We start from the raw sequence: 12,580 nt of genomic DNA, 5'->3' as shown, positions 1-12,580 counted from the left end.
TAAGCTAATCAAGCTGTCAGATTCGGGGCATTTTCATGTCTTCACAAGAAGTATGATTTATTCAATACCTAAATATTGCTTCCAGTATTTCTCACCTAAATCAAGAAATACTAAGCGATTTATCACAATAGGTCTATCATAAGGAATATATCCCTCCTTATAACAAGTATAGGTGGCACCTTCAGGATATTTTTCATAACTAATCTGATACTTGAAACATCCTACTCCTTTAAAAAATTCATAAGTATCCCGGTCATTATTGTCCGCTACATAAATATGAGATACATCACCATTTTCATCAAACTCCGCTCCCCACATGGTTATTACATGTCCCTCTCTTATCGGTCCCACAGAAAGTCCTATCGCCTTCTTGGTACTCAAAGCATCTTTTATCACTTCATTGAAACGCTCCTTACTAAGACCTCCTACATTGGTTCCCAAACGTACACCTTCCGGAAAAACATCCTTGAAATATCCTGCTGGATTTAAAGGCTTATTATGAGGATACGAAGGAGCTATTCCATGTATGAACCAGTTAGCACCTTCATCCCCCTTTCCAGCCTCATTGGGAAATGCATCTAAAAAACACTGAAAAATATTACTTTCCTGTTTTTTACCAGATGGGTATGTATAATCCGGTCCTGTATACTTATCCCCATACATGTCGATATAACGTTTATTCTGGTCAATCCACCATTGCAACATATTTGACGCTGTAGCAGCCCAACACATATACCCATCGGGCACTCCATCGGGATTCGCTGTAGGATTTAGTTTATTACAATCATACCAACCATATTCTTTCTTCCAAACCAAAGCAGTAGATGTAAACAATCCGGGATAAAGTAACTTCCAGTCCTTTTCATCGGGAGAGGTAATTCCATAAACCCATACTTTTTTATTTGCCCACTGCACATCGCCTTCCTTGAGCGACAAACGAATAGTCACTTGCTTACCTGACTCAAAATCAGACAACACGGTTCCATCCGAGGCATTATCAGGAGCCTTAAAAAAAGATTCTTTTCCCTGCGTCACAATTTTCAACAACCCTTCTCCTTCTCGATAAGGAGTAGTCTCCTGTGGATATATAACGGCCTCCCAATTTCCATCCGAATTTTTCCATGGAGTAATCCACTGATATTCGTCAGTGCTCACAGAGGTTTCACCTGTCAGCAAGTTTACCTTTCCATCGACCTTACTGCGCACAAAGACCTCTACATCTTCCGCATCATTTTGAAGTTGTATTTTCAAACGGTGTAAAACATGGTTAAACATCAATGCTGATCGATAACTTCCTTCTTCCAATACGGTTTGGGCAAACAATAAATCGGAAGCATCCTTTCCAGTTCCCGACTGTACGGAAGCTACCGAAAATGAAGAAGATTCAGGAGATATTCTTGAAGATTCCGATAAAACAGGATAATGCGCCGATAAAGTCAAACGTCCTTTCCCAAATTCGGAACGCTTCAGACGAGGATACCACTCACCATCCGTCAAGGTTAGTTCCCGATAAGAGACGTTTCCTTCACATGCTACATAAAGCCCAATGCAGTCTCCTTCACTGAAACTTCCGGCACCCTCTTGCGACAAATCAGCACGCGAAAGTGTTTTCGTAAAAGTCAACGACAAATATTCATCACTCGATGATGTGATATCATCCTCCGTCGAACAGGAAGAAAATAAAAAGGCCCACACCATCACACACATCCACCACACATTTTTTCGTAAATTCAATGTTTCAATACCCATAAAGCTTTATTAAAGATTCTATATTGGTTGTATAAAACGTCTGCAAACGTAAAACAATAGCATTTACAAAACAACCTTTATCCACATAAAGTTCTAACATAATCAACAACAATTACAAAAAATACCAAATGAAACCAAAAGACTCCTCTCTTTAAAAGCACAAAAAAGGCCGTCTCACCATCCAGATGAAACGGCCCTTCTTATTATGTGTAAGGGTATTACAATTCTTCTTTTGCCAATACATGACAATTATGCGCCTCAAGCACTTTCAGACACTGTGACATGTCATTCGGCTTGATAACCACATGAGCCTGATCGGCTTGTGCAAACGCATACATATACTCAATGAAAATCTGCTCTTCGGCCAAGTATTCCAATACCACAGCCAACGAGCCGGGCACATTGGCACACGAAAGACAAACCACATCAGTCGACATCACGGCAAAATTCTTTTCACGCAATACTTCTACCGCCTTGTCCACATCAGACACAATCAGTCGCAGAATACCAAAATCTGCTGTTTCGGCCATACTAAAAGCGTGCATATTGATACCGTTTGCTCCCAAAGTATGCACTACATCATTGATTCTTCCGGTCTTGTTTTCCAAAAAAACAGACAATTGCTTAATTATCATAGTTCTTTTTGCTTTAGTTATACCAATACTCGTTTATCTATCACACGCTTGGACTTCCCTTCGCTGCGGGTAATGCTGTTCGGTTCTACCAGTTTCACGTCGGCACTGATGGACAATACACTCTTCAAGCGGTCGGACAGTGTTTTCTTCAGTTTCAGCATAGAACCGATGTCATCACTGAAGAAATCACGACGCACTTCTACCTGTACTTCCAGGGTATCCAGATTGTTCTTGCGGTCTACCACCAACATATATTGCGGTTCGAACTCTTTCATACCCAGGATAACACTTTCTACCTGCGACGGGAAGACATTGATACCACGGATAATCAGCATATCATCGCTTCGGCCCATAATCGGCGTCATACGCACACTGGTACGGCCGCACGAACACGCATCAGCAATCAGTGAAGTCAGGTCCTTCGTACGGTAACGCAACAACGGCATGCCTTCTTTGGTCAATGTGGTAAATACCAGTTCTCCCTGTGTGCCGTATGGAAGGGATTCCAGGGTAACCGGATCAATAATTTCCGGATAAAAATGATCCTCGTTGATGTGAGAGCCAAACTGTTCCTGACATTCGTAAGATACACCCGGGCCCATAATCTCACTTAGCCCATAAATATTGTATCCCTTCAAACCCAAACGATTCTGTATTTCCTGACGCATGTTTTCTGTCCAAGGCTCTGCTCCGAACGCACCGATACGCAGTCCTAATTCCTCTTTTCGGATACCCATCTTTTCCACTACCTCTGCCAGATACAAGGCATACGAAGGGGTACAGGCAATCCCCGTGATGTGCAAATCACGAATCAAACGTACATGTTTTTCCGTATTTCCTGTAGAAGCCGGAATTACGGTAGCTCCTAAGTTCTCTACTCCATAATGTGCGCCCAATCCTCCGGTAAACAATCCATAGCCATAGCTTACGGAGAAAGTATCGTCACGGGTCACCCCGTATGCCGACAGACAGCGTGACATCACTTCCGACCAGATGGACAAGTCGCGACGTGTATACCCCACAATCGTCGGATTACCCGTTGTACCGGAAGAAGCATGTACACGCACCACCTCTGAAGGAGGAGCCGCCATCAGTCCGTAAGGATAATTGTCACGTAAATCCTGTTTGGTAGTAAAAGGCAATTTGGTAATATCGTCTATACTCCGTATATCATCTGGAGTCAGGTCCATTTCCTGCATTTTATGACGATAGAAAGGTACATTATGGTATACATACTGCACCAGTTTGCATAAGCGTTTTCCTTGCAGCTCGCGCATCTGTTCACGCGGCATACATTCTTTGTTCGGATTCCAAATCATAAGCTGTGTTTTTCTTTATTTCAGTAGTAGTTTTGTGATTTCTTATTTCAGCGGATGGTCTTCCTGAAACGCTTTCATACGTTCCTCCAGCACCGGATAAAGTTCTTCACGCATGCGCGACGTACAGGCTCTCACTCCTTGCTGTTCACTTCCAGTGGTAGACAAGGAAATACTGCTCACGCCATACATCATCAGTTCACGCAGCAATTCGCCTCCTGTCAGTCCGGGGTATCCCAAGGTGAAGAAGAAACCATCGCCCACCTGCTGAGTGACATCCTTATCATACACAATCGAGAAACCGTGGTCAGTAAAAATCTGCTTCATCCGGCGTGCCCGACGTTCATACTCGCGCACATCTTCTACGAAGTTGATTTCTCCTGAAATGGATTTCTCCAACATCTCGGCCATGGCATACTGAGTAGTAGCCGTACAACCGGAGGTAATCATGTACATGATAGAAGCGATGAAAGTCGGTCCGAATACGCCAGAATCTTCATAACGGGCTGCCAGGGCCGGATACTGCGTATCAAACAATTTATCGGACACGCAGGCTAAAGCTATACGCTGGCCGGCATAGCTGAAAATCTTGGACGCCGACAACATCAGAATATAATTATCGGTATAACGTGCAACCGTAGGTACAAAAGGTGGCTGGTAAGGACGGCCGAACGCATGACGGAAGTCCATGCAGAAATAAGCCTGGTCTTCCAGCACAATTACATCGTACTTCGTAGCCAGCTCTCCAATAATCTTCAATTCACTTTCTTCCAGACAAATCCATGCCGGATTATTAGGGTTAGAATATACTACAGCGGCAATATCTCCTTTTGACAGGAAACTTTCCAGCTTGGCACGCAGCGGTTCGCCACGGAAATCATGAATGTCGAACAACTCCCATCCAATACCCAAAATACGCAACTGAGATTTTTGTATCGGGAAACCTGGGTCGATAAACAAGACCTTGTTCTTTCCCGGAATTCGCTGGGTACAGGCGATAAAGGCACCGAAAGAAGCTGCCACAGAACCGGTAGTGGGCAGACATGCCCGCGGAGAAATATCAATATCGATAAAGGCTTTCACGAAACGTGAAGCAGCCTGTTTCAGTTCTGCCACTCCGGCAGCTGCCGGATATTGCGAACCGACTCCTCTATCGAGAGCTTTCTTCTCTGCCTCAATACCTATTTTATTGGCCGGAAGACCGGGAGATCCCTGGTCCATCCGGATAAAAGGAATACCTGTCAGTTCTTCCAGGCGGGAAGCTACCAGCAACACATCCCCTATGGTGGCATTGGCCAAGTCGGCCACTTTCATTTCCTTCGCTACGGAATTTACCAGCTCTTCACTAAACACGCGACTCATAGGCTCTCAGAATTTCAACTGTTTGACATATTCATGACCTATATCGAAGGCACGATAGTTCATCTGCACCACTTCTTCGCCTTTTGACGCAAAAATACGGCCTACACTTTCGCGCAAGACTTCTGCATCCAGGATTTTCAGGAAAGGAGCGGCAGCCCCTAACAGAATGACATTGGCCGATTTGGGCATGTGATTTTCTTTCGCCAGATTTTCCACATCCAGCACGACTACATGAGGCTGTGACTTCAATTCCTGCATCAGCTTTTCTTCCTCCGGATAGTTCGGTATGTTTTTGAAAGGAGCAGCCGAAGTAATAATCCATCCGTCTTTTGATAGATACGGCAGGTAGCGCAAAGCTTCCATCGGCTCCAGTGAGATAATCATATCAGCCGTTCCCAAGGCAATCAGGTCGGAAGCAATCGGGGCATCCGACAAGCGAAGGTTAGACTGCACATCCCCTCCACGCTGGCTCATTCCGTGTACTTCTGCCTGTTTCAAGTTCAACCCTAAATGAAGAGCTGCTTCTCCGATAATCGTAGCGATGGACAAGATTCCCTGTCCGCCGACTCCTGAAAGTATAATATCTGTTTTCATTGTTTCTGTGCTTTTTGCTGTTTCAGTTTCCGGTTCAAAGTCTGCATACATTCCCTGCGCGGAATAATGACAGATACACCGTTGTATTCTATTTCCTCACGAATGACACGGGTAATTTCTTCCATGTTCTTAGGAAGCGGCACGACCACCCGCACATGTTCCGGTTCTACTCCCAAGCCCAGACAAATGGCTTCGAACTTATTGGTTCCGGCTGAATCCTGTCCTCCGGTCATGGCAGTAGTCAAGTTATCAGAAATAACCACCGTGATATTGGACTTGTCATTCACGGCATCCAGCAGACCGGTCATTCCAGAGTGAGTAAATGTGGAGTCGCCAATCACTGCAATAGACGGGAACAAGCCTGCATCCGCAGCCCCTTTGGCCATGGTAATGGAAGCTCCCATATCCACGCAACTGCTCAACGTACGGAACGGAGGAAGTGCGCCCAGTGTATAGCAACCGATATCACCGAAAATCTTGGCATCCGGATATTCGGCAGCTACTTTATTCAGAGCATCATACACATCACGGTGTCCGCATCCCTTGCACAAGGCAGGAGGACGAGGAACTACATTTTGAGCAGCAGCATAAACCTGTTCGCAAGAAAGTCCCAAAGCCTGACGCACATTATCCGGCGTCAATTCTCCCGTACGAGGTAACTCACCGCTTAAACGGCCTTTCACCACATATCTAGAAGGAAGAATACCTTTCAGCTGTTCTTCAACAAAAGGCTGTCCGTCTTCCACTACCAGAATCTCTTTGCAAGAGTCGGCCAGACGGGTCAAGGTTTCCACCGGTAAAGGATACTGTGAAATCTTCAGCAAAGGATACGGACATCCATCCGGATAGGTTTCCATCACGTAGTTGTAGCCAATTCCACAAGCCACGATTCCTTTCTCAGCTACACCTTCCTGACCTGCCAACCGATTAAATGCAGACTGTTCAGCCTCATCGCGTAACTTTTCCTGAGTAGCGATGGCTTCCACATACCGGCGGCGGGCATTACCGGGTAAAAGTACCCAATCAGAAGGAACCGACGGACGCCCCGTGCAAGTCACTTCCTTTCCTGATTCCTGCACTTCGACTGCCGCACGAGAGTGTGCCATGCGGGTAGTAATGCGCATCAGTACCGGCGTACGCATTTGTTCCGAAAGATCGTATGCATACGACATCATGTCGTAAGCTTCCTGCTGAGAAGACGGTTCCAAAATCGGAATCAGGGCAAACTTGCCGTAAAAACGGGAATCCTGCTCATTCTGAGAAGAGTGCATGGACGGGTCATCAGCAGCCAGTACCACTACCCCTCCGTTCACGCCTGTAATGGCCGAATTGACAAAGGCATCGGCACAGACGTTCATTCCCACGTGTTTCATGCAAACCAAGGCACGTTTCCCTACATAAGAAACACCCAAGGCAGCTTCCATGGCTGTTTTTTCATTGGTACACCAGCTACTGTGCAAACCACGTTCTTTTGCTATCGGAGAGTTTTGAATATATTCCGTAATTTCAGTAGAGGGAGTTCCCGGATAAGCATACACTCCCGAAATCCCCGCGTGAATGGCTCCCAGCGCAATAGCCTGGTCGCCCAACAATAAGCGTTTATTTTTCATATAATATAGAAATTAATTCAGTGTAAAAGAGTCGGCATCGTTCAATACCGGGAATTTTTTCCGGAACGACTGCAGTTCCTCCATATCAATCACAACTTCTGCAAAACCTTCTTTCCCATCCGCACAAGCAGAAAGTGTTCTACCATACGGGTCTATTCCTGCTGTTCCTCCGCTATATTCGCAATAAGGATCTTTCCCTACCCGGTTTACCCCGAGTACATAGCACTGGTTCTCGATGGCACGGGCACGCAACAAAGCTTTCCAGGCTTCCACTCTGGGCGAAGGCCAGCTGGCTACATAAATCGCCGCATCATAATCGCCCCGGTTACGTGACCATACCGGGAAACGCAGGTCATAGCAGACCTCCAGCAGGAAACGCACGCCACGGAAGTTCACAACCACCCGTTCCTGTCCGGCTGTATAGTGTTTGTCTTCCCCTCCATACGTAAACAGATGCTTTTTATTGTACCACTGCACGTTTCCGTCAGGATGCACAAAGTAGAAGCGGTTATAGAATTTTCCATTTTCCTCGACTGAAACACTTCCGGCAATGGCACAATTACGTTCGGCAGCTTTTTGCTTCATCCACTGAAGGGTAGCACTATCAGATGATTCGGCAATACCTTCCGGCGAAGTACAAAATCCGGTGGAAAACATTTCCGGAAGAACAAACAAGTCTGTTCCTTGTGCGTGGGCACTAATAAGTTTATCCATGTAAGCCACATTGGCTGCAGGATCGGCCCAACGAATATCTGTCTGTAGTAAAATAACTTTCATGCTTTTCATTCATTAGAAACGCCCAAAGGTAACAAATTAATCATAGAAACCAAAAATTAGCATCAAAATACTTCAAAGGCATACGTATTTGTATATTTTTGCAAACGCTTATACAAAAATACCTCGACACGTTGCTGTTAAGGTCTCGACTCGAACGTGACGAGACATCCGCACAAACGTGTCAAGACCTCGTCACGTACGTGTCGAGGTAAAAACGTCAAGAACATGATGATAAAACCCCAGCCTGCTGTCTGTTTTTCATGAAAGAGTCGTGGCTTTTTATCCTAAAAGAACCTTATAAATAGGGATTATTTGCAAAATGTTTTTTATTTTTGTGCCCAGAATGAGTTAATATACTAACAAATGAACGTATTAGAATTAAGCGAACAGGAAATAATCAGACGCAACAGCCTGAATGAGTTGAGAGCAATGGGGATTGAACCATACCCTGCTGCCGAGTATGTAACCAACGCTTTTTCGACTGACATAAAAGCCGAATTCAAAGATGATGCTGAACCTCGCAAAGTATCCGTTGCAGGACGTATCATGTCTCGTCGTGTAATGGGAAAAGCGTCTTTCATTGAATTACAGGATTCTAAAGGCCGTATACAAGTATATATAACCCGCGATGATATCTGTCCGGATGAAAACAAAGATTTATATAATGTAGTTTTCAAACGTTTGCTGGATTTAGGTGACTTTGTAGGAATCGAAGGTTTTGTATTCCGCACCCAGATGGGCGAAATCTCTATCCATGCACAAAAACTGACTGTATTGTCGAAATCAATTCGTCCGCTCCCGATTGTAAAATACAAAGACGGAGTAGCTTACGATAAGTTTGAAGACCCTGAACTCCGTTACCGTCAGCGCTATGTAGACCTGGTAGTAAACGACGGAGTAAAAGAAATCTTCCTGAAACGGAACAAGGTCTACAACTCTATGAGAGAGTATTTCAACTCCAAAGGATATATCGAAGTAGAAACTCCGATTCTTCAGTCAATTGCCGGAGGTGCTGCAGCACGTCCGTTTATCACTCACCACAATGCGTTGGATATTCCATTGTACATGCGTATTGCCAGTGAGTTGTACCTGAAGAGACTGATTGTGGGTGGTTTCGAAGGTGTGTATGAAATCGGTAAGAACTTCCGTAACGAAGGTATGGACCGCACACACAATCCGGAATTTACCTGTATGGAAATCTACGTAGCTTACAAGGATTACAACTGGATGATGAAGTTTACAGAAAACATGATTGAAAAAATCTGCCTGGATGTAAACGGTACTACAGAAGTACAGGTAGGCGACAACGTAATCAACTTCAAAGCTCCGTTCAAACGTGTAACCATGCTGGATTCTATCAAGGAATTCACCGGCTATGACCTGACAGGCATGAACGAAGAACAGATTCGTGAAGTTTGCAAGAAGCTCAACATGGAAATTGATGACACCATGGGTAAGGGCAAGCTGATTGACGAAATCTTCGGCGAATTCTGCGAAGGCAACTACATTCAGCCGACTTTCATCACTGACTATCCTATCGAAATGTCTCCGCTGACAAAGAAACACCGCAGCAATCCGGATCTGACAGAACGCTTTGAGCTGATGGTGAACGGTAAAGAACTGTGTAACGCTTACTCTGAATTGAATGACCCGATTGACCAGCTGGAACGCTTCGAAGAGCAGATGAGACTGAGCGAAAAGGGAGACGACGAAGCGATGATTATCGACAAGGACTTCGTTCGCGCATTGGAATACGGTATGCCTCCTACTTCGGGTATGGGTATCGGTATGGACCGTCTGGTGATGCTGATGACTGGCCAAAGCACTATTCAGGAAGTGTTATTCTTCCCGCAGATGCGTCCGGAAAAAGTAATCCCGAAAGATGCACCTGCTAAATTCATGGAATTAGGAATCGCAGAAGAGTGGGTTCCGGTAATTCAGAAAGCCGGATATAATCTTGTGACTGATATGAAGGAAGTGAATCCGCAGAAACTTCATCAGGACATTTGTGGCATCAACAAGAAATACAAACTGGAACTTGCCAACCCCACAGTAGACGAAGTTGCTGGCTGGATAGAAAAGATTAAATAAATGAATGAAAGTGTATGAAGGACAAAGCACATGTCTTGTCCTTCATATCTGTTTTTCATTAAATATAAGAGTATGAAATTACCCGGGAAAATAGCGATTATGGGGGGAGGCAGCTGGGCCACTGCTATAGCTAAAATCATTTTAACCCAGGCTGAATCCATAAACTGGTACATGCGCCGTGACGACCGAATTGAAGAATTCAAGCGTCTGGGTCACAATCCAGCCTATCTGACAAGTGTGCGTTTCGACATGAAATGCATCAACTTTTCATCAGACATCAACAAGGTAGTGAGAGAGTCAGACACACTGATTTTTGTCACCCCCTCACCGTATCTGAAAAGTCACCTCAAAAAGCTAAAAACCAAACTGAAGGATAAATTCATCGTTACTGCTATCAAGGGTATCGTACCCGACGAAAACCTTATCGTATCCGATTATTTCCACAAGATTTATGACGTTCCAGAAAACAACATAGCCGTACTGGCAGGTCCCTGTCATGCGGAAGAAGTGGCATTGGAACGGCTTTCTTACCTCACCGTAGGATGCAAAGATATTGAAAAAGCCAAGATGTTCGCACGGCAACTGGCCGGTCACTACATCAAGACTTCGGTCAATACGGACGTAGCCGGCATTGAATATGCTTCCGTGCTGAAGAATGTATATGCCATTGCAGCCGGAATCTGCAGCGGTCTGAAATATGGAGACAACTTCCAGGCCGTACTGGTATCCAATGCCCTACAGGAAATGAACCGGTTCTTAGACACCGTACATCCCGTAAACCGTTGTACAAACGATTCAGCCTATCTGGGCGACCTTCTCGTGACTTCTTATTCCAATTTCAGCCGTAACCGCGTGTTCGGTACCATGATTGGTAAGGGATATTCTGTAAAAAGCGCACAGATTGAAATGGAAATGATTGCCGAAGGATATTATGGCACCAAATGTATCAAGGAGCTGAACAAGCACCTGCATGTCAATATGCCCATTGTGGATGCCGTCTATAATATTCTTTACGAACGTATATCACCAATGATAGAAATCAAATTATTAACTGACTCATTTAGATAAAATCAGAAAACAGTTATGGAAAACATTAAACTGAACATTGAAAAGACTTTAGATTTTATATCTAAGGAAAAATTGGCTTCTTATGAACCAAAGGTAAAAGCTTGTATGGAAACGCTGGAAAAAGGCACAGGCTTAGGAAACGACTTCTTGGGTTGGTTGCATTTACCTTCTTCCATCACAAAGGAACACTTGAATGACCTGAAAGCTACTGCACAGACACTTCGCGAAAACTGCGACGTAGTAATCGTAGCTGGTATCGGAGGAAGTTACCTGGGCGCACGTGCGGTCATTGAAGCGATGTCAAACAGCTTTGCTTGGTTGCAGGAGAAAAAAGCCGGACAGCCTACTATTATTTTTGCCGGACACAACATCAGCGAAGACTACTTGTTCGAACTGACTGAATTCCTGAAAGACAAAAAATTTGGTGTAATCAACATATCTAAATCTGGAACAACTACAGAAACTGCTCTTGCTTTCCGTTTGCTGAAAAAGCAGTGCGAAGACCAAAGAGGTAAAGAAATGGCTCGCAAGGTTATCGTAGCTGTTACAGATGCAAAGAAAGGTGCAGCCCGTACAACAGCCGACAAGGAAGGTTACAAATCATTTATTATTCCTGACAATGTAGGCGGACGTTTCTCTGTATTGACTCCGGTAGGCTTGCTTCCTATTGCAGTAGCTGGAATCGACATTGACAAGCTGGTTGCCGGTGCTTGCGAAATGGAAAAAGTTTGTGCCAACGAAAACATGTACGAAAACCCGGCTGCTTTGTATGCTGCTACTCGTAACGAACTGTATCAGAGCGGAAAGAAAATTGAAATCTTAGTAAACTTCCAGCCGAAACTTCACTACTTCATGGAATGGTGGAAACAGCTGTATGGTGAATCCGAAGGTAAAGACCTGAAAGGTATCTATCCGAGCTCTGTAGACTTCTCTACTGACCTGCACTCTATGGGACAGTGGATTCAGCAGGGTGAACGCAGCATCTTCGAAACAGTAGTTTCTGTAGAAACTCCAAGCCATGAACTTCACTTCCCGAGCGATGAAGAAAATCTGGATGGTCTGAACTTCCTGGCAGGCAAACGCATCGATGAAGTAAACAAGATGGCCGAACTCGGTACACAGCTTGCACACGTAGACGGTGGAGTTCCTAACCTGCGTGTAAGCGTTCCTTCACTGAACGAATACTACCTGGGACAGCTTATCTATTTCTTCGAAAAGGCTTGCGGAATCAGCGGATACCTGCTCGAAGTAAATCCGTTCAACCAGCCGGGTGTAGAAGCTTACAAGAAAAACATGTTTGCTCTTCTGAACAAGCCGGGATACGAAAAAGAATCTGAAGCAATCCAGGCTCGTCTGAAAAAATAAATAAACGAGAGTT

The 12,580-nt window shown here is 44.7% G+C and carries 10 protein-coding genes; 3 read left to right on the top strand and 7 right to left on the bottom strand.

Annotated features, from left to right (window positions below):
• Nucleotides 1-57: 57 nt before the first annotated feature.
• The 7 genes from BACPLE_RS09375 to BACPLE_RS09345 all read right to left on the bottom strand — a co-directional run bounded on the left by BACPLE_RS09375 (nt 58) and on the right by BACPLE_RS09345 (nt 8,043).
• The gene (locus BACPLE_RS09375) at nt 58-1,749 is read right to left on the bottom strand and encodes an IdeS/Mac family cysteine endopeptidase (RefSeq protein ID WP_040312793.1); all 1,692 of its coding nucleotides are present in this window, start codon (nt 1,747-1,749) and stop codon (nt 58-60) included.
• A 218-nt stretch (nt 1,750-1,967) separates the two neighbouring features.
• Complete coding sequence (locus BACPLE_RS09370) at nt 1,968-2,384, bottom strand: hypothetical protein (protein ID WP_007561204.1); 417 nt, start codon at nt 2,382-2,384, stop codon at nt 1,968-1,970.
• Between the two features lie 17 nt (nt 2,385-2,401).
• Complete coding sequence (locus BACPLE_RS09365; RefSeq protein ID WP_007561202.1) at nt 2,402-3,703, bottom strand: phenylacetate--CoA ligase family protein; 1,302 nt, start codon at nt 3,701-3,703, stop codon at nt 2,402-2,404.
• A gap of 42 nt (nt 3,704-3,745) precedes the next feature.
• Nucleotides 3,746-5,062 (bottom strand): aminotransferase class I/II-fold pyridoxal phosphate-dependent enzyme, encoded by a 1,317-nt coding sequence (locus tag BACPLE_RS09360; protein ID WP_007561200.1) that lies wholly within the window; start codon nt 5,060-5,062, stop codon nt 3,746-3,748.
• 6 nt (nt 5,063-5,068) lie between these two features.
• Nucleotides 5,069-5,656: an indolepyruvate oxidoreductase subunit beta gene (locus BACPLE_RS09355; RefSeq protein ID WP_007561199.1), complete on the bottom strand. Its 588-nt coding sequence runs from the start codon at nt 5,654-5,656 to the stop codon at nt 5,069-5,071.
• Complete coding sequence (locus BACPLE_RS09350) at nt 5,653-7,266, bottom strand: thiamine pyrophosphate-dependent enzyme (protein ID WP_007561197.1); 1,614 nt, start codon at nt 7,264-7,266, stop codon at nt 5,653-5,655. Before BACPLE_RS09350 ends, BACPLE_RS09355 begins: the two co-directional genes overlap by 4 nt.
• A gap of 12 nt (nt 7,267-7,278) precedes the next feature.
• On the bottom strand, nt 7,279-8,043 hold the full coding sequence (locus BACPLE_RS09345) for an amidohydrolase (protein WP_040312933.1): 765 nt from the start codon (nt 8,041-8,043) through the stop codon (nt 7,279-7,281).
• Nucleotides 8,044-8,406: 363 nt separating this feature from the next.
• Here BACPLE_RS09345 and lysS point away from each other — a divergent pair, with 363 nt between their 5' ends.
• The 3 genes from lysS to BACPLE_RS09330 all read left to right on the top strand — a co-directional run bounded on the left by lysS (nt 8,407) and on the right by BACPLE_RS09330 (nt 12,567).
• Nucleotides 8,407-10,134: a lysine--tRNA ligase gene (lysS, locus tag BACPLE_RS09340; RefSeq protein ID WP_007561193.1), complete on the top strand. Its 1,728-nt coding sequence runs from the start codon at nt 8,407-8,409 to the stop codon at nt 10,132-10,134.
• Nucleotides 10,135-10,206: 72 nt separating this feature from the next.
• The gene (locus BACPLE_RS09335; protein ID WP_007561191.1) at nt 10,207-11,202 is read left to right on the top strand and encodes an NAD(P)H-dependent glycerol-3-phosphate dehydrogenase; all 996 of its coding nucleotides are present in this window, start codon (nt 10,207-10,209) and stop codon (nt 11,200-11,202) included.
• 15 nt (nt 11,203-11,217) lie between these two features.
• The gene (locus tag BACPLE_RS09330) at nt 11,218-12,567 is read left to right on the top strand and encodes a glucose-6-phosphate isomerase (RefSeq protein WP_007561189.1); all 1,350 of its coding nucleotides are present in this window, start codon (nt 11,218-11,220) and stop codon (nt 12,565-12,567) included.
• The last annotated feature ends 13 nt before the right edge of the window (nt 12,568-12,580 follow it).

The sequence above is a fragment of the Phocaeicola plebeius DSM 17135 genome, assembly GCF_000187895.1.
Classification (GTDB): domain Bacteria; phylum Bacteroidota; class Bacteroidia; order Bacteroidales; family Bacteroidaceae; genus Phocaeicola; species Phocaeicola plebeius.
Note: the sequence above shows the minus strand (reverse complement) of the source record. Positions and strands in the feature narration are given on the sequence as shown.